This window comes from Myxococcus sp. AM009, assembly GCF_013372605.1.
GTDB classification, from domain to species: domain Bacteria; phylum Myxococcota; class Myxococcia; order Myxococcales; family Myxococcaceae; genus Myxococcus; species Myxococcus vastator.
In genome coordinates, this window is record NZ_JABXEP010000034.1 from 1 (window position 1) to 23,674 (window position 23,674).

The following is a 23,674-nucleotide window of genomic DNA, read 5'->3' on the forward strand; positions in this document are numbered from 1 at the left end:
ACCACTGTCAAAGGCAGCGCCCCCGGCGCCGGATACGGCGTGTGGTGGATGCCCAGCCCCCGCGTCACCAAGTCCCCCACAACCGACGCCACCAGCGCGGGCAGCAGCGCCTCGTAGCCCATGCGCCCCACCACGACGACCTCCAGCCCGAACACCGCCCCCGCCATCGGCGTGCCAAACACCGAACCGAAGCCTCCCGCGATGCCCGCGGCCAGCAGCTCGCGGCGCGTGTCCGGCCCCACCCGGAAGCGCCGCGCCACCAGGTCCGCCAGACTGCCGCCCATCTGCACCGCCGTGCCCTCGCGGCCCGCGCTGCCGCCGAACAGGTGCGTCAGCACCGTCCCCACCAGCACCATGGGCGCCATGCGCACCGGCACCTGCGCGTCGCTCGCGTGCACCGTGTCCAGCACCAGGTTGTTCCCCCCGCGAATGGGCCCGCCCCACTTCGCGTACACCGACCCCAGCACCAAACCCGCGACGGGCAGCGCGTACACCAGCCACGGGTGCCCTTCCCGGAAGTGCGTCGCTTCATCCAACAGGTAGAGGAACACCGCGGACGCCACGCCGCAGACGACGCCCACGAGGCTCCCCAGGAGCAGCCATTGCAGCAGCGCTCTAGTGCCACGAGAAAGATTCACGTGAAACACTCCGGGCCTGGGTGAAACATGATGAAACACCGCGTCAAAGGCTTGCTCCGCGTCATTCTGACGACACCCCTTCACCCGGGGGTGAGGTCATATCAACACCAGCAATTCTGACTTGGTGCGTTATTCCTGTTTCGAGGTGATTTGCGAATCGACGCCATGTAGCGTGCGCGCTCCCCCAAAAACCCCCAGCGGGAATCCAAAGGAGCGGGGCATGTCTTTCCGTCATAACGGGATGTCCATCGTTGCCATGTGCGCGGCAGTCACGGTCGGTGGTAGCGCGATGGCGAGCACCATCAACCAGAACACGTCGTGGACCATCGACCAGCCGTCGACGTCGACGAAGTACCGCGTCGTGGCTTACGGCGACTCCATCTACGCCGGCTACAACGGCAGCGTCTTCTTCTGGAACGTGGCCCGCCGCGCGGCGCCGGTGGTGCAGGGCGAGGACCTGGCGCGCAAGTGGAACGCCGACGTGGAGGTCATCCGCCGCACCAAGTCCGGCGCGAAGGCGGACGACATCTACAACAACAAGATTGTCTCCGAGCGCTCGTACATGCAGGCGGCCAACACCCGCGTCGTCATGTTCGAGATGTGTGGCAACGACTACCTCCAGGCGCGCAGCGCCTTCTCGGGGCAGTCGGGCACCTGTAACTACTCCGGCCTGGAGTCCGCCCTGGCGACCTGCACCACGTACATGGAGCGTGCGATGCAGACCATCAACCAGTACGCGCCCGCCAGCGCGACGAAGATCATCTCCAACATCTACTACCCGGGCTTCAACGCGGACAACGTGAACACCCAGTGCCGGGACTCCGCCACGGGCCAGGTCGTGAACAAGCGGGAGAAGTTCCTGCCGCTGCTGGCGCGGAGCAACTGGCGCGCGTGCAGCCTGGCGGCGCGCTACGGCTTCAAGTGCGCGGACTCGTTCGCGGAGTACATGGCCGCGGACTATGACTCCAACGGCGATGGCAAGGTGGACTCCGCGGCCATCCGCTACGTCCAGGGCGAGTCCGAGGCGGCGTACGTCCAGCGCATCTCCGTCACGCTGCGCTCCACGCTGCGCGACTCCAACACGCACTTCGTCAACTCGAGCACCAGCTACGACTACCTCCAGTCGGACGACGTCCACCCGACCTACACCGGGGGCACCATCTCCAGCTCTGGCGGCACCGGCGCGCTGCCCACGGACACCTCGACCTGGAACAAGACGGGTCACGACCGCATGGGCTTCGAGAGCGCGAAGTTCAACCCCGCCCAGCCGTAGTCGCGGCGACCGCGCCTGAAACGTGGGCGCGGTGCCTGGGCCTCCGGTTGCCTTCGGGAACCGGAGGCCTTGTCGTTTCCAGGGCGTGGCGCGCACGTCACGTCAGGAAGAGCGCGCCAATCAACGCGAGGGGGCCGGCGTAGTAGGCGAGGCGGCAGAGCCACTCCGCCGCGCGCCGCGCCCCGCGCGTCCAGGCCGGCAGCCGCCACGCGGCCAGGAGCGCCGCGCTCTCCGCGACGACGCGCCAGCCGCAGGCGAAGAGCAGCAGGCCCAACGAGATGGGCACGTAGTACCGGCCGAACGAGCGCAGGTACGCGTCCAACCCGTACATCCTGTACTCACCCAGCGCGCCTCCAAACGAGATGACCTGGTTCGCGCGGAAGAGGATGGCCGTGGGCACCAGCGGGAAGAGCACGAACTTCCCCATCAGGTGGTACCAGCGCCGGCGCCACAGGGCCTGGCGCGCCTGGGCGTAGCGAACCAGCGTGTGGGTTTGCGCGGCGCCCAGTGCCCCATGCCGGTCCAGCGCGCGCAGCAGGGGCACCGCGTCCTCCACCTCCAGCGCGTGGCTGAAGGCGCGGCCGGACCGCATCCGCAGCGCCAGGCCAGGTCCCGGGAGCGGCAGCCGCCAGGGGCGCACCGCGGCCACGGCCTCGAAGGGGAGCTCCATCCGGGCGCCGCCGCGCAGCGTCAGGGTCCATTGGTGGGTGTCCACGTCCACGGTGGCCCGGTGGCCGCGGCGCAGCGCGGAGACGAACGCGAGCGGTAGCGCGACTCGCAGCACCAGTCCGATGATGATGGGCACGGGCTGCGGCTGCTGGCTCCCATCGGAAAGCGCCATCCAGAGCTGCGCGCTGAAGTGGAGCAGGGCGCCCAGCGCGGCGAGCTGCGTCACCACCGCGAGCCCTCGCAGCCCGGGGGTCCAGGCGTGCACGACGAAGCGAGCGGGCTCGGGCGTGGTCGCGGGCGGTGGCGCGCCGGGGGCGTCGGTGACGAGATTGGACGAAGAGCTCATGAGGGTGAGCGGAAAGGCGCTGTGTTTGCCTCGGGGGGAGTGGCTCCGTAGCATACGCAGCCCGGAGGTCTTCGCGCGAACATGAGGCCGCAATCCCCTACACCGAAGCGGCGCGTCGACAGTGACGGCGTCACGCACATCGCGCCTGCTCGCACGGGGAAGGGCCCGGGCGCGTGGCTCGTGGGCGGCGCGTTTGTCTTCACGCTCGCGTGCATTGGCTGGAGCGTCTGGTGGGGTTCGTCAGGCCTCCAGGTGGAAGCGCCGCCGCCGCTCGCGGAGGTGCCGCGGCCCGCTCCGCCTCCCCCGCCTGAAGTGCGCGCCCGCGCGCCTCGGCCGCGGACGCCTGCCGTCGCGGCCCCAGCACCACAGCCTGTCGCGGAGCCCGTGGCCGAGCTGGCCACCGACGCCGACGTCCAGGAGCCCGACATGGACTCCGAACCGACGGGCCTCCAGCTCTACCGGCCCGGGACGAAGCCCATCAAGAAGGGCCTCGTCGTCCCCGACGACTTCGAGCTGCCGCCCGGGTACGTGCGCCATTTCCAGTACACGGACTCGGGTGAGCTCGTGGCGGCCGTGCTGATGTTCCATCCCGACACCCCACCCACGGATGCGAACGGGCAGCCGGTTCCCGTGCCTCCCGACGGGCTGGTGCCCGAAGAGCTGGCCCCGCCCGGAATGCCCATCCAGCGGCTGGAGCTGCCCGAGGGCGCGGAGCACGGGGCCTCTCCGCGGTGAACGACGTCCAGGGGAGCGGGCGGCACCTGGGCGCGGCGCTGCTCGGCGTCGTGGGGACCACGGTCCTGTTCGCGCTGTTCGGGCGGCTGGAGGCGCACTGGCTGGCGCTCGGCTGGGTGGCGATGGTGCCCTGGCTCGCGGCGCTGGACAGGGCCCGCTCCGCGCGCGAGGCGCTGGGCCTGGGCGTGCTGCTCAGCGTGACGTTCACCGCCGCCGTCTTTCACTGGTTCCCGGGCGCGCTCCAGGCGTACTCGCGAGCGCCCACGGCGGTCGGCTGGGCGCTGTTCCTGCTGGTGGCGCCGCTGCTCCAGCTCCAGTTCGCCGCCGCCGCGCTGGCCCGGTACGCGGCGCGGCGTCTGGCGCGGGAGGGGCAGGGCTGGCTGCCGCCCCTGGTGGGGACGCTCGCGTACGTGGGCATGGAGGGAATCACGCCCAAGCTCTTCGCGGACACGTTGGGGCACGGGCTCTATGCGTCCGAGTGGCAGCGCCAGGGCGCGGACGTGGCGGGCGCGCCGGGCCTCACGCTGGTGTTGCTGCTGGGCAACGAGTGCGTGCTCGCGGCGCTTCGTGCCTGGAGGGGCCAGGGCGCGCGGAGCGCCTGGAGGCCCGCGGCGGGGCTGGCGGGGCTGGTGCTCGGGCTGACGGGGTACGGGGCCTTGCGGCATGCACAGGCGCGCGCGGCGACACGGGCGGACGGTGGACTGGTGGTGGGCGCGGTGCAGGCGAACATCACCCGGTACGAGAAGCTGAAGGCGGAGCTGGGCGCCTATGAAGTCGTGCGGAGGGTGCTCGACACGCACTACGCGATGTCGGACGCGCTGCTGCGCGACGGACCGGTGGACCTGCTGGTGTGGCCGGAGACGGTGTACCCCACGCCCTTTGGCACGCCGCGCAGCGAGACGGGCGCGGCGCTGGACGCGGAGATTGCCGGCTACGTCTCCGAGCGCGGCGTGCCGCTCGTCTTCGGGACCTACGACTTGGAGGGCGAGCGCGAGTTCAACGCCGCCATGTTCCTGGGCCCGTCTTCACCGGGGCGCGCGCCTGAACGCGCCGCGTACCGCAAGACGATGCTCTTCCCGCTGACGGAGTGGGTGCCGGACCTCATCGATACCCCCACGCTTCGCGAGTGGCTGCCGTGGACCGGGCGCTGGAAGCGCGGGCCCGGGCCCAGGGCCGTGCGCTTCACGTTGCGCGACGGGCGCCAGCTCTGGGTGGCGCCGCTCATCTGCTACGAGACGATTTTCCCCGAGTATGTCGCGCAGGGCGTGCGGCAGGGCGCGGAGCTGCTGCTCACGCTGTCCAATGACTCCTGGTTCACCGGCACGCCCGCGCCCCGGCTGCACCTGATGCACGCGGCCTTTCGCAGCATCGAGACGCGGCGTCCGCAGGTCCGGGTGACGAACTCGGGCGTGTCCGCGCTCATCGACGCGACGGGCGCGGTGGTGGCCGAGGTGGACGACGACCAGCGCGCTGGCCTCACCATGCGCGTGCCCGCCACGGCGTCGCTGTCCACGCTCGCCCTGGCGTGGGGAGACTGGCTGAGTCCCCTGGCGTTGCTGGCCGCGGTGGGGCTGCTCGCGGGGGGCTCGCTGGCGCGGCGGAGGGCTCGTCCCTGAGCGGTCGCCTGGCCGCTCGAACCACCTGGGGCCATCCGGCGCGCGGGGATGGGCTAGGGTCGTCCGAGCTCATCTCCGAACACGGGGCGGGAGGTTTGGCTCCCTGGGATTCTCCTCATGACGTGGCTTCGCGCGCTCGCTGTCGTGCCGCTGTTCATCTCGGCCTCGGCCTCGGCCTCCGCCACCTGTCCCCCGAAAGGAAGCACCCGGGAGTCACTGGCCGCCTTGAAGGCGACGAAGTTCGACGTCCCGGACGCCGCCGCGCGCGAGGCGCTGGTGAAGGGGCTGCTCGGTTGTCTGGGCTCGCCGGACCCCGCGCTGCGAGATGGCGTCGCCTACGAAGCGCTGACGCGGTGGCTGCGCGACGGGAAGCTCGACGCCGCGGCGCTGCGTGGGCTGCGGGACGCGCTGCAAGGGATGCTCGCGGGCGCGGACGCGGCGGGCTTCCGCAAGCCGTTCGCGGCGCTCGTCCTCTCGGAGGTGGCGCGCGTGGACCGCGTGAAGCCGTGGATGACGGCGGAGGAGCGCACGGCCATGGTCGAGTCGGCCGCTCGCTATGTGGAGTCGGTCCGCGACTATCGCGGCTTCGACGAGGCGACGGGCTGGCGCCATGGCGTGGCGCACGGGAGCGACTGGTTGATGCAGTTGAGCCTCAACCCGGCGTTGGACCGCGCGCAGGCCGACCGCATCCTCGCCGCGGTCGCCACGCAGGCCGTGCCGGAGCAGGCGCATGCCTATGTCTTCGGCGAGCCCGAGCGGCTGGCGCGCCCGGTCCTGTTCCTCGCGCGGCGCGGAATCTACTCGGAGGAGGAGTGGCGGGCCTGGTTCGCCGCGCTGCTCCCCCGGCTCGGGGCCGCCAGCAAGGCCTACAAGGACGGCGCGTGGCTGGCGCGGCGCCATGACCTCCGCGCCTTCCTGCTGAGCCTGTTCGTGGAGGCGGACACGAAGCTCGCGCCCGCCATCCGCGCGGCGTTGAAGCAGGTGCCGTGAGCTACAGCCGCCCGGCCTTGAGCTCCGCCACGAGGTGAGCGCTGGCGCGCACGGCGAGGGCCATCATCGTCAGCGTGGGGTTCTGCGGGCCCTGGGACGGGAAGCAGGCGCCGTCGTTGATGAAGAGGTTGGGCACATCCCAGCTCTGGTTGTGGGGGTTGAGCACCGACGTCTTCGGGTCCGTGCCCATGCGCGCCGTGCCCACCTCGTGGATGGCCATGCCCGGCGTGGACAACGTGGCGTTGGCCTTCTCCACGGTGAAGCCGGCCGCCTCCATCATCTCCTTGCAGGCCGCCACCGCGTCCTCGGCCATCTTCAGCTCGTTGGCGGAGTGCCGGCACTCGATGTGCGCGGCGGGGATGCCCCACCGGTCCTTCACCGTCGGGCTGAGCGTCACGCGGTTCTCCGCGCGCGGCACCATCTCCCCGAAGGGCACGAAGTGGCAGTTGTCTCCGAAGGTGAAGACCTGCACGCCGTAGCCGCGCGCGAAGTCCTGCTCCTTCGTGGCGACGTTGCGGAACTGGGGGATGTACGCCCAGCTCTGCTCCTGCCGCTGGGCTTCGGGCGGCAGGTTCATCTTCGCCTCGATGCCCAGCAGGTACGTGTGGTCCATCAGGTTGCGGCCCAGCTGCCCCGACGAATTCGCCAGGCCGTCCGGGAACGCGCTGCCGCGCGAGTTGAGCAGCAGGCGCGTGGACTCAATCGCCCCCGCCGCCAGCACCACCACCCGCGCGTGGGCCTCGTGGGACTTGCCCGACTTCGCGTCGAAATAGTGCACGCCCGAAGCGCGCCCCGTCGCCGCGTCGTACAGCACCTGGTCCACCACGGCGTTCGTGCGCAGCGTGAGCCGGCCCGTCTTCAGCGCGGCGGGAATCGTCACGGGCGCTCCCGCCGTGCGGCGGACGATGACGTGGCGCTCGGGCCACCGGCCCTCCACCTGTTCCTTCAGGCGCTGCTCCGCGGGCGTCATGGTGAGGGCCCCCGCGAAGACGGAGTCCGGCAGCATGTCCAGGCCATCCGCATTGCCTTGGAGGCCCATCCACCGCTCCACCGTCTCGTAGTGCGGCGCCAGCTCCGAAAGCGTCAGCGGCCAGTCCGGTCCCTGCCCATCCTGCGTGCCTGCTTTGAAGTTGAAGTCAGACAGCCGGTAGAACTGGCGCCCGTGCGCCTTCACCGACGTGCGCCCGCCCACCTGCCGCGCGCGAATCCACGTGAAGGGCTGGTCCTCCGGCGTGGTGTAGGGGTTGTCCACGTCGTCGACGAAGGCGTGCGGGTGGAAGGGCCACGCGAAGGTGGTGCTCTGCACCGACTGGCGCACCTTGCGCGGGTCGTCCGTCTCCGCCAGGTAGCCGAAGGACTGGCGCAGGCGGTGAAACATCCACAGCATCCGGTCCGCGACCATGCCTCGGCCCGCTTCGAGCACCAGGACACGCAAGCCCGCTTCCGTGAGCTGCTTGGCCGTCCAGCCGCCGCAGGCGCCCCCGCCCACCACCACCACGTCAAACATCGTCCTGGATGTGCCCACGGCTTTCCTGGCGCGACAGTGCCGTCTTTGATGGCACTGTGAGTTGTCTACATGGAGTGTAAGCTGCCCGGTACGTGGCGGAGCAACGTGAGTCCCTTCTGCACGCCTGGGGTTCAAACACCCCAGCTCCCTTCACCGAGGTCCAACGAAGATGAAGTGGCGGTGGCTGCTGGGTGGAGCGCTCGCGCTGGGGTTGCTGGCCGCGCTGGCGGTGTTCGGTAGGGCGCTGCGTCATTCGGAGGCCTACTTCCACTACCCGCGCCTCAAGGCCGAGCGCCCCGCGGACTTCGCCGAGGCAAAGGACGTCTCGCTTCAGACGTCGGACGGGCTGACGCTGCGGGGCTGGTACGTACCGTCCCGGAACCGCGCCGCCGTGGTGCTGGCGCATGGCCTGTCCCAGACGCGCGCGGACCTGCTGCCCGAAGCGCGAAGCCTGCGGGCCGCGGGGTATGGCGTGCTGCTCTTCGACCTGCGCGCCCACGGTGCGAGCGAGGGCGAGTTCTCCACCTGGGGAGACCTGGAGCGCCGGGACGTGCGGGCCGCGCTGGCCTTCGTGCGCGCCCAGCCGGACGTGGACCCGGAAAGGGTGGGGGCGCTCGGCTTCTCGATTGGCTCCGCGGCCGTGGCCGAAGTCGCGGCGGAGGACCCGGCGGTGCGCGCCGTGGTGCTGCTGTCCCCGTTCAACACGCTGTGGCTGGCCGCCGCGTATGACTTCCGTCGCTTCGGCTTCGTGTCGCAGGCCGGCGCGCTGGTGCCCTTCTGGCGGCGCGGCATCGCCCTGGAAGAGGTGCGCACCATCGACGCGGTGGAGCGCATCCGCCCCCGGCCGCTGCTCATCGTCATGGGGACGGAGGAGTCCGGACAGCCGCTGGCCGACGCGCTCTTCGCCCAGGTGCGCGAGTACGCCCAGACGTGGCGCATCCCGGGCGCCGGGCACGGGAACTTCAGCGCCACCGAGCCGGAGGCGTACCCCCGGCGGCTGAAGGACTTCCTCGACGCGGCGTTGCTCGCGCCCTGAGCGTCACTCCGCCGGAGGGGCGGCGCTCGCCGTGGACTCCAGCTCCGTGAGCTGCGCCAGGAAGGCGCGGCCCTTGGCGGGGTCCGTCATGTGGATGAAGGCGGCCATGCCCTTGAGCTGCTCCAGCGACTCGCCCTCGCGGGCCGGCTTGCCCTTCTTCCGGTTGTGGATGGCGGCGCGCAGCTGGCGCACTACGTCGCGGGGGACTCGGGCCGCCGGCGCGTCCTTGCCCGCCGCGTTCACCACCAGCCCCGTCACCCGCTGCCGCGTGCCCTTGCGCGCCACGCGCGTCTTGTCCGGGTGCACGCGGAAGCCCTCCGCCTCCACCACCTCCTGCACGCGCGACAGCAGCATGGCCACCGGGGGACGCTGCGTCCGCCGCGCCTTGGGCTGCTTCGCCTTCGTCCACGAGAAGGTCAGGTCGTCCGCGTAGCGCGTGTACGTGAAGCCCAGCCGCTTCGCGAGCGCGGACAGCCGCTTGTCCAGCTTGAGGCACAGCGCGTTGGTGATGCCCGGCGACGTGGGCGCGCCCTGGGGCAGCGCGCGCGGGCCCTTGGCCACGTGCAGCAGCTTGCCCCGGAACTGAACGGCTTCGCGCGGCGCTTCCGTGGAGAGCAGCGACAGCAGCGTGGACGTGCCCTCCGGCAGGCCGCCCTTGCGCAGCAGGCCCTTCACCCGGCGCCAGGTGACGGAGGGGAAGAAGTCCTTGAGGTCCACCTTCACCACCACGTCCGCGCCCTGGTGGGCCAGCGCGTTGGTGAGGATGGAGCGCCCCGCCACGAAGCCGTGCGCCGCGCCGTGCACCGGCAGCCGCTCCACGACGTTGGACAGCACCCAGCGCTGCGCTTGCTTCAGCTCCGGCTTGGGAGACGTAATCGTGCGCTTGCTGCCGTCCCGCTTCGGAATCGTCCAGCTCACGTAGTGCGTGGCCGTGTCCACCTCGCGGTGGAACGCGAACCAGCGCAGCTTGGACACGCTCAGCCCCAGCGCCTTGGCCAGCGCCTCCGCCGAGTCCAGCTCCGTCAGGCCGTTGGCCCGGGCCCGCTCCTCGCGGTGGGGCACGTCGAAGGCGTCGGCTGGGCGGTCCTCCACCCAGTGCACGCCCGCGCCCAGGTGGCCCACGTGCGTGGCCTTCCACGCCTCGTGCGCCTGACGCTTCAGCGCGCGGCGCTCGGTGGCCTCGGCCTTCTTCTTCTCCTTCCAGGCCTTCTTGTCCTTCTCGGAGGCGCTGGAGAAGTCCAGGTCCTCCACCGCGAGGCCCTTGGAGACGAGCTGCGCCTGCACCCATTCGTCGGCGCCGCCCGCTTCGTCAATGGCCTTCGCGCGGACGAGGAGCGCTTCGTGAGCGAGCCGGCGCGCTTCACGCTTCACGGCCGCGTCTGGCGCCGGCGCGGTGGGTTCGGGCGTGGGCACGGCCTGCGGCGAAGCTGCGGGGACGAACGGGTCCAGCCTGGCGGTCATGTCTGCACCTTGGGCGGGGGCGGCGATGGAAGACGGGACATGGCGCGAGCAGTCGAGGGAGGCCGGGAAAGCACCACCATCTTACCTGGGGCACGGTAGCCTCACCGGCTCTCCCCTCCTAGGCACTACGGCCGGGGTGGGTAAACGGCGGTCGCGTCGTTGGCTCCGCTACCCACCCTGGCCGTAGTGCCTAGGAGGGAGAGAGCCAAGAACAGGCTACCTTGCGGAGAGTGTCCTGCATTCCAACCGGAGCGGCGCAACGCCGCTCCCGCGCTCGAGGCGCTCAGGCTGATGCACTCCGGACCTCTCTCGGCTGCTCGCGCGTGAAGCGCACGTCGTCGTCTCTTCGTCGCACCTGTCCTGCCGGCCGCTCGCAGCGGCCGGGCCGTGGTTGATGGGTTTACACCAAGGCCGAGGCCGCGTCGATGTAGCCTTCAGCCGCCAATCTCTCCAGCCGCGCGAAATATGCCCCGCGCGCTTCGGCATCCGAGTCGAACCAGAGCCGCTGGTGACGCGACGTGCCCGTGCGCGGGCCCCACTCCACCGCCACCACCTGGCCATCCAGGGAGACCCGGTACACCGTCTCCAGGCCGCTCTCCGCGTCCCGGCGCACGTAGGCGCGCGTCTCCGCGCGGATGAGCTTGCGGCCCTCGGGCGTCTGCCGCAGCGCCTCTTCCTCCGCCCGGCGGCGCGCGTAGGCCAGCCGCAGCGCCAGCAGGTGCTCGCAGGGGCCTTCCCGCAGCCCGGAGCGCCGGTGGTGCGGGCACCCGCAGCTGGCGTCCTTCACGCGGCCTTCCAAGTCCAGCGTGAAGCTGGGGAAGAAGCTGCGCAGGGCCTCGCGGTCCACCACCTCGCCGTGGATGCGGAGGCCTTCGCCCACCACGTCGTGCACCTTGGTCAGCTTCACCTCGCCCGCGCCTGGCGCGCCGTCGCCGCCCAGCAGTCGGTGCGCCCGCGCTTCCAGCTCGCTGCCGTAGCGGATGACGGCGGCGTCCACCGGCGTGGGCATCAGCTCGCGCGGACGGTACTGGCCGCGCGCCACGTCGAAGAGGATGCGCCCGCGCAGGCACTCCAGCTGGAGCGCCGCGCGCACGGACTCCTTGGGCGCGCCGGCGCTGGCGGCGAGCGTGTCGAAGGGCAGGGGGCCTTCGGTCCGCAGCCGGTCGCGGAGCCGCTCCGCCAGTCCGTCCGGTACCGCGCGGGGCATCAGCACGTCGAAGGCCGCGGCGGAGGACCACCCGCTCTCCGTCCAGCCCGTGAGGCCCAGCGTCAGCGTGGCCGCGCCCATGTCGATGACCCAGAACACCGGCAGGCCGGGGCCCATCAACTGCACGCGCACGGACTTCGCGTGGGGAAGCAGGCGCGCGAGCGCGGCCAGCCGCTGACGGCCGAAGGTGCGCACCACCGCGGGCGCGGTGCCGTTGTACGTGCCGCCGTGGCACTCCAGCACCAGCTCCCACGGCTCCAGCACCAGCCGGGGCGGGGCGCCGGGCACCAGCTCGAAGCGCAGCGCGCGCGGGGCCTTCTTCGCCTTGCGCGCGCGCAGGGCGAAGAGGAGGTTGTACAGGTCGATGGGCGCCAGCTCGCAGGTGCTCGCGGGCAGCGTGGCGGCGGACTGCACCTGGAGGAAGCCGCGCAGCCAGGCGTGGGGCACCTCCACGTTGCGCGGGGCGCGGGCCGGCTGGGAGGCCGGCGTGGCCAGCGCGACGTGGGCCTCCAGGGAGACGGGCACGTAGGTGCGCAGCCGGTCCACGCGCGCGGGCAGCTCCGGCGGCACGTCCAGGAAGGTGGAGCCGTGCGCGGCCTCGCGGCCCTCGAAGAGGCGGTTGTCGAAGGACAGCCGGGCGTAGGCGCTCTCGTCGCGGGAGAAGACCTCCAGGGACACGCTGTCCGGATCCACCGTGAGGACGGGGTCCAGCACCGCGTCCTGCTGCTTCTCGCCGTCCAGCGCGTTGTCCAGGAACGCCTTCTGCGCCTCCCAGATGAGCGCGCTGGCCCGCTTGCCCTGCTTCATCAGGTAGGCGAGGTACGCGGTGCGGTCCTTGCCCCGGTAGCGCAGGTCGCTGGCGAGGATGCCGAAGGTGGCGGCCAGCGCGTCGCGGAAGAGGGCGGCGTCGGTGACGCGGCCGCTCACGCCCACGGTGCCGCGCGAGCCCTCCAGGGCCAGGCGGACGCGGGAGCCGTCCGTGCCGGACTCGACGTCGCTCGCGGTGGCGTAGCGCAGCTCGACGGGGTGTCGGGTGGCGGTCGTCACGACGGGTTCCCTTCCTTCCGGTTCCGGGCGCGCTCAGCGGCCCGGCGTGCTCGTTTGTGGGCGCGCCACGCGGCCTTGCGCAGCTCCACGGTTTGCGACTTGTCGAAGGCGGCCTCGTGCAGCAGCTTCGCCGCGTCGTCTCCGCCCAGGCGGCCCAGCGCGGCCCACGCGTCCTGCCGCGTCTCCGGCTTCGCGTCGGTGGCCAGGGACTTCAGGGGCTCCAGCGCGTGGGCGCCCAGCAGCGGCGGCACCGACAGCCGGCGGCCCTCGGAGGTGGCCAGCAGCTCCCGCGTCGTCCGGGCACCCATGGGACCGAAGGCCACCGCGTCGAAGGGCTTCACTTCCAGCGCCCACGCGGTGGCGCGCTCGGGGGCGAGCTTCGCCAGCGCATCCGCCGCCGCCGCCCGCACCCGCGCGTCCGGGTCCACCAGGGACTTGCGCAGCGTGTCCGCCGCGGCGGCGCGCTCCTTCTCGTTCGTCAGCACGGCCGCCGGAGCCTGTCCGGTGAGCGTCAGCGTGCCCCCCGGCGTGCCCAGCCGGCCCAGGGCGCGCGCGGCCTCCTGGCGCACGGTGCCCGGGGCCGCCGCCTCTCCACCCTGGAGGAGGGTGCGCGCGGAGTCGGCCAGGCCCGCGGTGCCCAGCCGGGAGCCCGCCCACAGCAGGCGCTCCCAGGCGGCCACCAGCGCGGCGCGCTTGGAAGGCGCGGCGGAGGCCCAGTCCGTGGCCGTGCGGCGCTCGGCCGTCACCAGCGCGCGGGACAGCGCGGCCAGGTCCACCGCGCCGGGCTCGCGGGCCTCACCCGTCCAGGTGCCCACCAGCAGCGCGGCCTCCTCGCGGGCCTCCGGCTTGTCGTGGCCCAGCAGCGCCACCACCTCCGGCAGGGGCAGGGCGCCCCGGCGCGCGAGCCCGCGCCGCAGGCGCAGCCGCAGCGTCACGTTGTCCAGCGTGGCCAGCCGGGGCACCAGCAGCGCCGGGTCGCCTTCGTTGGCGAGGTAGGCCGCCGCGGGCGCGGAGATGTCCGGGTAGCGACTGGCCACCGCGTGGAACTCCACCCGCGTGCGCTCGGTGGGGAACAGCACGTCGAGCGCCTTGCGCGCCTCCTTGCGCAGGTCCTGCTGGGGCGCGTCCAGCGCGGCGGCCAGGGCCGCCTCCGCCGCGGTGTCCTTGAGCTTCCCCAGCTCCTGGGCCGCGGTCAGTTGCACCGGCAGCGCCGTGCCCGTGTCGCCGAGCAGCGCCTCGATTTTCACGCGGGCGCGCTCCCCGCCGATGGCGCGCAGGCCCTTCACGCCGGCCTGCTGCAGCTCCAGCGTGGCGCCCTCCACCGCGGCGGCCTCCACCTTCTCCTCGACGCGGCGGCGCTCCTCGCCGTCCGGCAGCTTCGCGGCGAGCCGGCCCAGGCCCTCGATGGCGGCCGACACCATGCTCGGCTCCACGGGCGCTTCCGCCGTGCCGCCCGCGGCCACCGTCTCCAGCTCGGCCAGGGCGCGCGCGTCACCCAGCGTGCCCAGGGCCAGCAGGGCCCGCTCGCGCTGGCCGTCTTCACCCGCGCGGGCGTACAGCATCAGGGGCCGCAGCGCGCTGACGCCGCCCTTGAAGGCCACGCCCTCGGCGGCCGGCAGCATCAGCTCGCGCGAGCCGCCGCGCAGCACCGCCTCCAGCGGCTCCACCGGGGCGCCGTGCTCGGTGACGCGCCTGGCGTAGCGCTCCACCGCCTCCGCGGCCACGGCCGCGAAGCGGTCCGAGAAGAGGCTGGCCAGCAGCTCCGACTGGCCGGCCTCGGCGCCGTGCTCCAGCTCGCGCAGCGCGGCCAGCCGCACGGACATGTCCTGGTTCTTCACCGCGTGGCGCAGGAAGGACACGGCCCGGGCCGCATCGCGCTTCTTCACGTACGTGCCGGCCACGCTCATGGCGGCGGTGACGCACGCGCCGCGGACCGAGCCATCCTCGTCCGCCAGGCACTGGCGGGACAGCACGTCCAGCGCCTCGGCGCGGCGGGTGTCGCCCAGGGCCGTCACCAGGCGCTGCCGCTCACCGGCGTCCTGGGTCGACGTGAGCCGGGCGGCCAGCGCGGCCACCGCGGCGGGCGTGGCCAGCCGGGACAGGGCCTTCGTGGCGCGCTTCGCGGCGTTGGCGTTCTCCGCGCGCAGGAAGGTGGCGAGCACCTCCACCGCGCGGTCATCCCCGCGCCACGCCAGCAGCTCCGAGGCGCGCAGGCGCAGGTCCTCGTGCTCGCTGGCCATGGCGCGTCCCAGCGCCTCGGTGACGCGCGAGTCGTTGGCGCCCGCCAGCCGCTCGATGACGCCCACGCGCAGGTCGGCGTGCTCGCTGCCCAGCGCGGCCAGCAGCGGCTCCAGGCTGCCGGGCGGGCTGAGCTTCTCCAGCAGCTCGAAGGCGTAGCGGCGCACGTCCGTCAGCGGCGAGTTCAGCGCGGCGGTGATGCGCGGCTTCGCGGCGTCACCCCGCGTGGCCAGCTCATCCAGCGCCGCGCGCGCCACGTCCGGCGCCAGCGAGGCCAGGGCCAGCGCCAGCGGCTCATCGCTCCCGGCGGGGAAGAGCTCCTTCAGCCCGGCCAGCGCGGCCTTGCGCACCAGCTGGTGAGGGTCTTCCAGGGCGCGCAGCAGGGCGGCCACGGCGGCGGGCGTGCCGGCGAAGCCCTCCAGCGTGAGCTTCACCACGCGGTCCACGGCGTCGCGGCGCACGCGGTGGCTCTCGTCGTCGCCCGTGGACACCTGCCGCAGCAGGCCGACGTAGGCGCCGAAGGCCAGCCGGCGCAGGTGCTGCCGCTCGGCCTGGGCGGAGGCCTCGGGCGAGGCGGCGGTGGCATCCGTCTTCACGGCGGAGAAGATGCGCCGCAGCCAGTTCTTCGCGGGCGTGGCCTGCGCGGGCGCGCTGGCGGGGGCCGTCTCCGGCTTCCAGGGCGCCTCCAGCGTGCTCGGCCGCGCCACCTTCCTGGCGTGGCGGAAGTACTCCAGCGGCTTGTCGCGCAGCAGCAGCACCTGGGCCGCCGCGTAGCGCTGCTCGGGCTGGAGGCTGGACAGGGCCTCCGCGAGCCCGACGACGTACTTCACGCGCTCCTCTTCGGCCGGCCAGTCCTTCATGTCGGCCACCTTCTCCGGCCGAGGCGGCAGCAGGGCCTCCACCAACTGGCCACGCGCCGCGTCCGGCTCCGTGCGCAGCTCCAGCGCGCGGGCGGCCGCGTAGCGGACCTCCGGCCTGCCGCTGGAGAGGGCGCTGGTGAGCAGGTCGGGCGGCTCGCCCCGGCGGCTGGCGCGCAAGTCACGGGCGAGGACGATGGCGAACACCATCTCCTGCACCTCGCGGGCGCGGTCCTCCAGGCCATGCAGCAGGCCGCCGTCGCCCTCGGGGCCCAGGGCCGCGAAGGAGAGGATGGCGCCCAGCCGGATGGGGAGGTGGTCGTGGCGCAGGTTGCCGGTGAGCACCGGCAGGGCGCGCGCGTCACCCAGGCGGGACAGGCCGTCCGCGGCCCAGGAGCGCACCGCCACGTTGGCGTGGCCCAGCGCGTCCAGCAGGAAGCCCTCGTCGCCCCGGCGAGCGGCGGTGGCGAGCCCGCGGCCTCCCTGCTCCTGGAGGTCGCCCAGCTCGTGCGGCAGCAGCACGGTGGCGAAGAAGGTCAGCAGGCGCCGCGAGCCCAGTGACGCCAGGGCCCGCGCGGCGCGGATGCGCAGCGGCACCAGGAAGGCCGGAGGGTAGAGCCGCTCCAGGTCCTTGTCGGTGATGAACGCGCGCATCGGTTCGATGATGTCTTCGGCGCCACGCGGAGCCAGCAGCTCCACCGCGCGCACGCGCACCGGCAGCGGCGCCGCGGAGAGGCCGGCCAGCAGGGGCCCGTTCTCGGTGGGCACCAGCTTGTCCAGCGCCTCCATCGCGGCCACGGCGACGGGGACCTCTTCGTCCTGGACGCGCTTGAGCAGCGGCGAGCGCAACGGCTCGATGGGGGCGTGGACGGCGCCCTTCGCGGCGTGCTCCCGCAGCGGCGCGTGCGTGGTGGCGAGCGCCGCGAGGTGGGCCTCCGCGTGCTCCTTGCCCACGTGCTTCACCCACGCGTCATACGCGGCGGTGGCCACGCTGGTGTCGCGGTCCTCCACGGCCTTCTTCAGCCGCTCCAGCGCCCAGCCCTCGGCGGCGCGCTGCGCCAGCACCTCCACCGCGCGGTGGCGCAGGTCGGGGAAGCGGCCCGCCAGCGCGCGGTCCAGCGCCTTCTCTGGCGCTTGCTCGTTCCAGGCCCACAGCGTGCGGAAGGCCTCGCCGCGCACCTTGCCGGACTCGTCCTCCAGCGCGTCACCCAGCAGCGGCTCCGCGCCCGGCGTCGAAGCGCCCAGCTTCACCAGCCGGTCCAGGCCGCGCACGCGCACGTCCTCGTGGCCCGCGCGCAGGGCGGCCTCCGCCGAGGCCAGCGGCGCCTCCGCGTCCAGCGCCACCACCGCGTCCAGCGCGGCGGCGCGCACGTCCGCGTCCTCGTCATCCAGCATCCACACCAGCCGCTCGCGAGCGCGCGCGTCCTGGAGGGCCTGGAGGGAGGAGGCGGCGATCCGGCGAATGGTGGCGTCCGGCTCGCGGGAGAGCTGGAGCAGCGCGCCCAGCGCCCGCGCGTCACCGAGCTGCGCCAGGCCGCGAGCGCCGTGCACGGCCGTGTCCGGCGTGCGGCAGGCCATGGCGGCCAGCAGCGGCTCCAGGTCGCTCTCGGTGATGGCCGCGCCCGTGGTGCCCTGCGCGGGCATCGCGTCGCGCGCGGCCTGGAGCTCCGCGTCGGTGATGGGCGGAGTGCCCGCGACGCCCTGCGCCCGGCGCGCGTGCTGAGCCAGCCAGCGGGACACCTCCTTGGTGCCCCGGGCGAAGCCCTCGTCACGCGACTCCAGCGCGTGGGACAGCGCCCGGCGCTCCATGACGCGTACGGTGAAGGCCGCGCGGCGAACGCCGAGGTCCGCGTCATCCAGCGCGCGGCCCACCAGCGCTTGGAGTTGCGCGTGCCCGAGCAGCCCCTTCGCCGCGGCGCGGACGAGCACATCGATTTTGAGCGGCGCCGGGCCGCGCTCGAAGGCGGTGCGCAGCGGCTCGGCGCCGTCGCCCGGCACCACCTGGGTGAGGGCGTCCAGCGCGGCCAGGCCGACCGCGCCCTGGCTGTCCGCGAGCTGTCCGGCGATGAGGCCCGGCACCAGCGGGGACGTGCCGCCCAGCTTCGCCAGCAGCTCCAGGCCCAGCACGCGCACCTCTGGGTGCTGCGAGCCCAGCGCCGCGCGCGGCGCGGACAGGGGCGCCTCCGGCTCCAGCGCGACGAGCGCCTCCAGCGCGGCCTTGCGCACCATCGGGTGCGAGTCGTCCAGCCGCTCGCGCAGCTTGGGGCGCGCGGCGGTGCGGCCCTTGTCCGCCAGCTCGCGCACGGCGAGCCGCCGGACCTCCACGTCCTTCTCCGTGGCCAGCACCTGGAAGAGGAAGTCCAGCGCCTCCGGCTCCTCCAGCGCGGCGGCCTCGCGCACCGCGGCTTCGCGGCGGGGCCGGCCGGCCTTGAGCGACTCCGTCAGCAGGTCGACGCCGTGCTGGGACGTGTCGTGGTCGCCCGCGGGCGAGCCATCCGGAGCGAGACCAAAGCGGTGCGTGCGGCGGTCATCTCCGCCCGTGAAGACGGAGCCCAGGGACGTCTTCGCCAGCCGCGGATTGGCGGGCGGGGCGAAGGCGAGCGCCTGCACGGGCTTGCCCCCCGCGTCGAGCGAGCGCGGCTTGCGGCGCACGTCCAGGCGCCAGACCTTGACCTGTCCGTCGCTGCCCGAGGACCACACGCGGTCGCCGGGGTCTTCCTCACCCGGCTTGACGGTGGGCGTGGGCGGGAAGAGCAGGGCGAGCACCGGGCCGGCGTGGCCGGTGTCCTTCTCGCCGCGGACCTCGAACTCCACCGCGCCGACGAGGTACCAGATGCGCAGCTTGCCGTCGTCACCGGCGGACACCAGCCGGCCATCGCGCGGCGTGAAGGCGAGCGCGCGCACGGCGCCTTCATGGCCGGCCATGTCGCGCCGCGCGCCCGTGGCCACGGTGAAGACATGCACCACGCCGTCGTCGCCCGCGCCCGCCGCGTAGGTGCCGGAGGGGTCCACGGCCACCGCGCGCAGGGGCTGGGTGGACGCCGCCCACTCGTGCAGCTTGCGCGTGGACTCCCAGTCCCAGGCGCGCACGGCGCCGTCCGCGCCCGCGCTGAAGAGCAGCGTGCCATCCGCGCTGGAGGCCAGCGCCGTGACGCCGCCGGGGTGCACGTCGTTGAGCTGGAACTGCACCTGTCCGTCGGACACCGCGCCGATGCGCAGCGTGCCATCCGCGCCGGCCGCGGCCCACTGTCCACCGGACAGCGCGAGCGCGTTCACCGCGGAGGGCAGCTCCGTGCTCCACAGCACCTTGTTGGTGCCCGGCTCGAACGCGGTGACGCGGCTGGCGGCGGATGCGCGCGCGCCGCCCACGAGCAGCAGGCGCGCGTTGGCCGCGAGTGCACGGACCTTCTCGATGTTGCCGATGGCGAGTACGGGCATCACGCTCCTCAGTGGCTACCCTTCTTAGCACCAGCGCCCTCAATAGAAGAGCACGCAGTGCGGGTGTTCGCGGCGACCGCGCCCCGTCAGCGCCCGTTGCCCCGGATTCCGGTGGAGCGCAGATAGAAACGGGCCGTCTGCGCGAGGAAGCGCAGGGGGTAGCCGGGGTCGGCGAGCTGGCGCTGGAGCTCACCACTCAGCTCCGACAGCAGCGCCCGCAGCAGCGCCAGCTTGCTCGGGTCATCCAGCGTGGAGGCACGCCCCAGCGCGGGCAGGCGCCGCCGCCACACCGGGCTGCTGGCCAGCGCGGCCCTCACCCCGTCGAGCAGGTCCAGGAGCGTGGGCGGCATCAGGCCGATGGAGATGGACAGCGCCTCCTCGGAGGCCTGCGCCATGTGCCAGTACCCGCCCGGGATGTAGATGAAGTCCCCGGCGCCCAGCGCGTGCGTCTCCACGGGCGTCTGCTCCTGCGCCGCCAGGGAGCCGCTGGGCACGGACTCCGGCAGGGGCACGGGGTGGAGCGTGTTCTCCCTCAGCAGGTAGTCCTTGCGGCCCGCCGTCTGGAGGATGAACACCTCCTCCGGGTCGCAGTGCCAGCCGAAGCCGTGGTGCCCCGCGGGCGTGCAGTAAATGTGCAGGTTGATGCGGCCGTGCAGCTCCGCGCTGAAGGCGCGCGCCAGCTGGGCCAGCTCCGGGTGGTGCTGGTCCGGCTGTCGCAGCGCCAGCGTGTAGCCCTGCGCGAACAGCTCCCGCGCCGCCTTCGCCGTCGTGGGCCGCGCTCCCGGGTAGGGCACGCCCTGGCGCGCGAGCAGCACGTCGCAGGCCGTCTCCTCGACGAGGAAGTCGAGGGTCTCCCACGTCCCCAGGCGCTGGAGGCGCTCCGCGGCGGAGGCGCCGGTGAAGGGGCGCCGCTGGTAGTGCTCCTGGAGGAAGCGCTCCCGCGGAAAGCCATTCAGCAGTTCATCGAGCAGCATGGGCGTTCAATCTGCTCAGACGCCGCCGAGCTGCGCATCCGGGTGCGCGGCTCGCAGCCGCACCAGCGAGGCGAGGCAGCTCTGCCACTCCCCCTTGGCCAGCGAGCCGGTGAACTCCTCCAGCACCGGCGCCACCACGCGGGCGAAGGCCGCGTCGTCCAGGCCCAAATCCCGCACCAGCTCGATGACGCGGCGCTTGGCCACGCTGGCGGACAGGCGCTTCTGCACCTCGCCCTCGCGGGCCTCCTTGGCGCGGCCCGGCGGCAGGCCGAAGAGCATCTTCCGCAGGAAGGTGCGCAGCGCGTCCACGTTGGCGAAGCGCTCCGTGCCACTGGCGGCCGGGGCCTCCTGGGCGCCCGCGGGCTTCCACCCCTCCGGCAGGTGCGTGGGCCGGTGCTTCTCCCAGAGGAGGCGCACCGCGAACAGGCCCACCTCGCGGTCCGCGCTCTGCATCAGCCACGCGAGCCGCTCTGCGCCGCCCAGCCGCGCGTAGTGCCGGCGGATGAGCTCCACCGCGACCTCGCGTGTGCTGCGTTTGGTGCTCTCCGTGAGGGAGAACACCTTCACCGGGTCCAGCTCCTCCGGCTGGAGCGTGTGCCGGGCGTCCGCGCCCTCCTCGCCCGCGCGCAGCAGGGCGTCATATGCCAGGTTGCGGACCTCCTTCGCCTCGGCGTCCGCCAGCTCGTACACGCGCGTGTGCCAGCCCCAGGCGCGCAGCTCCGCGCGGGCAATGGCCAGGGCGAAGCGGCGCACGTCGTCACGCGAATCGGTGAGCGCGGGCCACAGCAGCTCCGGCGTGTACGCCTTGCGCGGCGCGCGGGGCTTGAGGTTGTAGGACTTGGACTCCGGCTGCTCCGGCCCGATGACGGGGTGGTGGCAGCGCAGGTACGTCTGCGCGAAGGCGCGCACGGGCACCGGCTGCTTCGCGCCCAGGGCCAGCTCGAAGAGGCGCTCCAGGCCCGCGGCCGCGTCGCCCGCGTCACTGAAGTCCGCGGGGGCCACGTTCTCCAGCAGGTAGCGGTGCGCGAAGCCGTGCAGCTCCGGGTCGGCGCGGCGGGCCAGCGCCAGCAGCCAGGGCACGGTGAGCTGGCGCGCGGTGAACAGCTTGCGGTTGCCCAGCAGGCCCAGCGCCACGCCCCGGTACTTCGCGCTGAAGACGCGCGCCTTCACCTGCTCCACGTCCAGCCCGGGCAGGCTGTCGGCGCGCATGAGCGCCTGGGTCGCCATGTTGCCGATGCGGGGATGCGCGGCCTTCTCCAGCAGCCACTCCGGGCCAATGGCCGCGGCCGCGTAGGCCGACAGCGCCCGCATCGCCAGGTTCTCCACGGGGTGGGGCTTCTTCTGCAGCCGCGGGTCGTCCAGCAGCGCCTTCCAGAAGTCCGAGGGCAGCTCGGTGGCGCCGTACTTGGAGCTGATGAAGCCCTTCACCCAGTTGAGCTGCTCACCGGTGCCCAGGTACATGTCGCGCAGGAAGTCCGCGGGCAGCTCCGCCCGGTCGAACGACTGCGCCAGCGCGCCCGCCGCGAAGCCCGACGTGGCCTTGTGCTGCAACAGCCGCCCCAGCAGCGCCACGCCCAGCTCGCGGGGGTTGCGCTTCTCCAGCGTGGCCGCGGCGAAGGACTTCACGTCCGGGGCGCCCTGGGCCACCAGCTCCTCCAGGCGCTCCGCCGGCAGGTCCTGCGCGTGGGCGCGGGCGTACTCGATGGCGTAGGCGCGGGCCTTGGCGCTGGGGGACAGGAGCAGCGCCAGCACCGCCTCATGCAGGCCCAGCTCGCGCAGCCGGCCCTGGTGGAACTCGGGCGAGCCCTGCAGCGTCTCCACCAGGAAGTCGTGCGCGCTGCCCAGCGGCCGGCGGGCGAGCCGGTCCAGCCACGCGGGCGTCACCTTGCGCAGCGCCTCCGGGAAGTCCTTGCGCAGGCCCTGGATGGCGAAGCTGGCGGCGGGGTCCGACTCACACACGTCCAAGAGGCGCATCAGCGCGTCCGGCGAGCGCTTCCACGCGTCCGGGAAGGCGCGGTGCTTCACCATGTCCGTCGGCGGCGGCATGGCGAAGGAGTCCTGCGAGTACTTGCCGCTGCCGTGCGCCCAGAGGTGGTGGGCCACCCAGACGCCGTACCAGGAGGTGTCCGGCGCGTAGTGGCGCAGCACCTCCACCGCGAACTGCGGGTAGAGCTCCGGCACGGCGGCGCCCAGGTGGCGCAGGTAGCGCCACGCGCGGCGGCGCAGGTAGGTGAGGGTGCCGCCGGAGACCTCGCGGCTGGCGCTGGGGCGGTGGCGCTCCACGTCGAAGCGCCAGGCGAGCACGCCGAACAGCTCCGCGTCGTGGTTGGCCTCCGCCAGCTTGTAGATGCGCTTGAGGCCGCCCCACAGGCCGAAGCGCAGGTCCGCGCGGCGGGCGATGTTCATCAGCGCCGCGCGCGAGGCCTGGGTGCCGCGCTGGTAGAGCGCCACCAGCAGGTCGGCCAGGGCCAGGCGGGGAGGGCGGGGCACGTCCTGCTGCGCGAGGTAGCGCTGCCACGCCTCGGAGGAGGCCTGACGCCGCCCGTCCGACTCGTAGTGCGCCCGGGCCTGGGTGAGCGTCCGCAGGAGCGCCTCGAAGGTGAAGGCGTCCTTCGGCAGCGGCTTCTCCGGCGGCTGCTCGGGCTGCGCGAGCAGGGCGAGGACGGCATCGGCCAGGTCAGGGGACTCGGCGCGGACCAGCCGCTCCAGGTCTGCCGCGCTCAGCGCATCGCTCGTGGACGTGGACATGGAGGGGGATTTACCACGCTACTTCTTCCAGAACATCAACGCGTCGAACAGGTCCAGCCCGGGGCCCAGGGCGGAGCGGGAGCTGTTGTTCTCGAAGTACGTCAGGTCCACGAGCAGGGCGACGGCCAGCACCAGCTGCCGCAGCCGGAAGTCGGTGCACTGGGGCTGGAAGTCGAGGGTGAAGTTGTCCGCGGCGCTGAAGCTCTCCTGCAGGAAGCCGCTCCAGCGTTTACGGACGACGGCCACCTCCACGTCATTCTGGAGGACGCGGAAGGTCCAGGGCCTGAACAGGGGCCCCTTCACGGTGGCGATGACGGCGCCGCCCGGGGTGACGATGTCCAGCCTGCGCCCCAGGAGGGTGAGGCGCTGCTGGATGCGCGCCATCAACCGGCCATCCCAGGCGAGGATGTCCGCCTTCGTGAGGATGAGGCTCCACGGGCGCTCCACCACGAGCGCCACGATGCCGCCCAGCGTCATGCACTCCAGGCGGGCCTTGTAGAAGGGCCAGAAGGTCCGCCGGAGCATCGCGCCCAAGCCACGGGCCTCCTCCTCCACGTACAGCGCGACGCGGCCCATGTCGTCGCAGACCTCGTAGCGGTTGCGCGTCTGGGCCCCGAAGATGATTTCCAGGCCCTCGCGAAACTGCCGCATGCGCAGCGCGGGGGTCTCCATCATTCCTTGGAGCGCCATGCGCAGCTCGGTGCCCATGTGGCGCGGGTCGCCCGGGAGCCCCTTGCCCGCGCCGGAGGGCACCTCGACCTCGGAGAGCGGCTCCAGGGCCGCGCTGGCGGGCGCCTCGGGCTTGCGAGGCTCGCGGCCCCGCCAGTCCAGCTCCAGCTCGGTCGTGTCCGCGAGGGGGCGCTTGTCGCTCATTCATTTCACTCTAAGCCTGGG

Annotated in this window: 14 protein-coding genes; 5 read left to right on the plus strand and 9 right to left on the minus strand. The window is 73.0% G+C overall.

All coding sequences use genetic code 11. From position 1 onward, the window contains the following. Window positions 1-638, minus strand: a 638-nt coding sequence (locus HV824_RS11375; protein ID WP_176423260.1) for a chloride channel protein, incomplete at its 3' end; no start/stop codon positions are given. A gap of 220 nt (window positions 639-858) precedes the next feature. Here HV824_RS11375 and HV824_RS11380 point away from each other — a divergent pair. Then, window positions 859-1,911, plus strand: a complete 1,053-nt coding sequence (locus HV824_RS11380; protein ID WP_176417640.1) for an SGNH/GDSL hydrolase family protein — start codon at window positions 859-861, stop codon at window positions 1,909-1,911. Between the two features lie 97 nt (window positions 1,912-2,008). Here the strand turns inward: HV824_RS11380 and HV824_RS11385 are convergent, their stop codons facing one another. Continuing rightward, window positions 2,009-2,926 (minus strand): hypothetical protein, encoded by a 918-nt coding sequence (locus HV824_RS11385; protein WP_176423261.1) that lies wholly within the window; start codon window positions 2,924-2,926, stop codon window positions 2,009-2,011. A gap of 81 nt (window positions 2,927-3,007) precedes the next feature. Between HV824_RS11385 and HV824_RS11390 the strand changes: the two genes are divergently transcribed. The 3 genes from HV824_RS11390 to HV824_RS11400 all read left to right on the plus strand — a co-directional run bounded on the left by HV824_RS11390 (window position 3,008) and on the right by HV824_RS11400 (window position 6,267). After that, window positions 3,008-3,661 (plus strand): hypothetical protein, encoded by a 654-nt coding sequence (locus HV824_RS11390; RefSeq protein WP_176417638.1) that lies wholly within the window; start codon window positions 3,008-3,010, stop codon window positions 3,659-3,661. Further along, on the plus strand, window positions 3,658-5,277 hold the full coding sequence (gene lnt, locus HV824_RS11395) for an apolipoprotein N-acyltransferase (RefSeq protein WP_176423262.1): 1,620 nt from the start codon (window positions 3,658-3,660) through the stop codon (window positions 5,275-5,277). Before HV824_RS11390 ends, lnt begins: the two co-directional genes overlap by 4 nt. A 117-nt stretch (window positions 5,278-5,394) precedes the next feature. Next, the gene (locus HV824_RS11400) at window positions 5,395-6,267 is read left to right on the plus strand and encodes a DUF2785 domain-containing protein (RefSeq protein ID WP_176423263.1); all 873 of its coding nucleotides are present in this window, start codon (window positions 5,395-5,397) and stop codon (window positions 6,265-6,267) included. A gap of 1 nt (window position 6,268) precedes the next feature. Here HV824_RS11400 and HV824_RS11405 read toward each other — a convergent pair whose 3' ends face one another. Further along, window positions 6,269-7,792, minus strand: coding sequence for a GMC family oxidoreductase (locus HV824_RS11405; protein WP_176423264.1), 1,524 nt, complete (start codon window positions 7,790-7,792; stop codon window positions 6,269-6,271). 151 nt (window positions 7,793-7,943) lie between these two features. On the opposite strand from HV824_RS11405, the gene HV824_RS11410 reads away from it, so the two are divergent. After that, on the plus strand, window positions 7,944-8,810 hold the full coding sequence (locus tag HV824_RS11410) for an alpha/beta hydrolase (RefSeq protein ID WP_176423265.1): 867 nt from the start codon (window positions 7,944-7,946) through the stop codon (window positions 8,808-8,810). A 3-nt stretch (window positions 8,811-8,813) separates the two neighbouring features. On the opposite strand, the gene HV824_RS11415 is transcribed toward HV824_RS11410, so the two are convergent. The 6 genes from HV824_RS11415 to HV824_RS11440 all read right to left on the minus strand — a co-directional run bounded on the left by HV824_RS11415 (window position 8,814) and on the right by HV824_RS11440 (window position 23,653). Beyond that, a complete protein-coding gene (locus tag HV824_RS11415; protein ID WP_176409232.1) occupies window positions 8,814-10,271 on the minus strand; it encodes a reverse transcriptase family protein in 1,458 nt (485 codons plus the stop codon). 400 nt (window positions 10,272-10,671) lie between these two features. After that, window positions 10,672-12,525, minus strand: coding sequence for an SWIM zinc finger family protein (locus tag HV824_RS11420; protein ID WP_176409233.1), 1,854 nt, complete (start codon window positions 12,523-12,525; stop codon window positions 10,672-10,674). After that, the gene (locus tag HV824_RS11425; RefSeq protein ID WP_176423266.1) at window positions 12,522-19,058 is read right to left on the minus strand and encodes a HEAT repeat domain-containing protein; all 6,537 of its coding nucleotides are present in this window, start codon (window positions 19,056-19,058) and stop codon (window positions 12,522-12,524) included. The genes HV824_RS11420 and HV824_RS11425 overlap by 4 nt, the downstream gene beginning before the upstream one ends. 86 nt (window positions 19,059-19,144) lie before the next feature. After that, the gene (locus tag HV824_RS11430; RefSeq protein WP_176423267.1) at window positions 19,145-20,032 is read right to left on the minus strand and encodes a cupin domain-containing protein; all 888 of its coding nucleotides are present in this window, start codon (window positions 20,030-20,032) and stop codon (window positions 19,145-19,147) included. A 15-nt stretch (window positions 20,033-20,047) separates the two neighbouring features. Then, complete coding sequence (locus HV824_RS11435) at window positions 20,048-22,780, minus strand: hypothetical protein (protein ID WP_176423268.1); 2,733 nt, start codon at window positions 22,778-22,780, stop codon at window positions 20,048-20,050. Window positions 22,781-22,798: 18 nt separating this feature from the next. After that, window positions 22,799-23,653 carry a phospholipid scramblase-related protein gene (locus tag HV824_RS11440; RefSeq protein WP_176417630.1) on the minus strand — a complete coding sequence of 285 codons (855 nt, stop codon included), beginning with the start codon at window positions 23,651-23,653 and terminating at the stop codon, window positions 22,799-22,801. Window positions 23,654-23,674: the final 21 nt, after the last annotated feature.

Bases quoted from the DNA above. Each gene is read 5' to 3' on its own strand.
- HV824_RS11380 (WP_176417640.1), top strand. From the start codon at position 859: ATGTCTTTCCGTCATAACGGGATGTCCATCGTTGCCATGTGCGCGGCA.
- HV824_RS11385 (WP_176423261.1), bottom strand. From the start codon at position 2,926: ATGAGCTCTTCGTCCAATCTCGTCACCGACGCCCCCGGCGCGCCACCG.
- HV824_RS11390 (WP_176417638.1), top strand. From the start codon at position 3,008: ATGAGGCCGCAATCCCCTACACCGAAGCGGCGCGTCGACAGTGACGGC.
- HV824_RS11400 (WP_176423263.1), top strand. From the start codon at position 5,395: ATGACGTGGCTTCGCGCGCTCGCTGTCGTGCCGCTGTTCATCTCGGCC.
- HV824_RS11410 (WP_176423265.1), top strand. From the start codon at position 7,944: ATGAAGTGGCGGTGGCTGCTGGGTGGAGCGCTCGCGCTGGGGTTGCTG.
- HV824_RS11415 (WP_176409232.1), bottom strand. From the start codon at position 10,271: ATGACCGCCAGGCTGGACCCGTTCGTCCCCGCAGCTTCGCCGCAGGCC.
- HV824_RS11425 (WP_176423266.1), bottom strand. From the start codon at position 19,058: ATGCCCGTACTCGCCATCGGCAACATCGAGAAGGTCCGTGCACTCGCG.
- HV824_RS11430 (WP_176423267.1), bottom strand. From the start codon at position 20,032: ATGCTGCTCGATGAACTGCTGAATGGCTTTCCGCGGGAGCGCTTCCTC.
- HV824_RS11435 (WP_176423268.1), bottom strand. From the start codon at position 22,780: ATGTCCACGTCCACGAGCGATGCGCTGAGCGCGGCAGACCTGGAGCGG.
- HV824_RS11440 (WP_176417630.1), bottom strand. From the start codon at position 23,653: ATGAGCGACAAGCGCCCCCTCGCGGACACGACCGAGCTGGAGCTGGAC.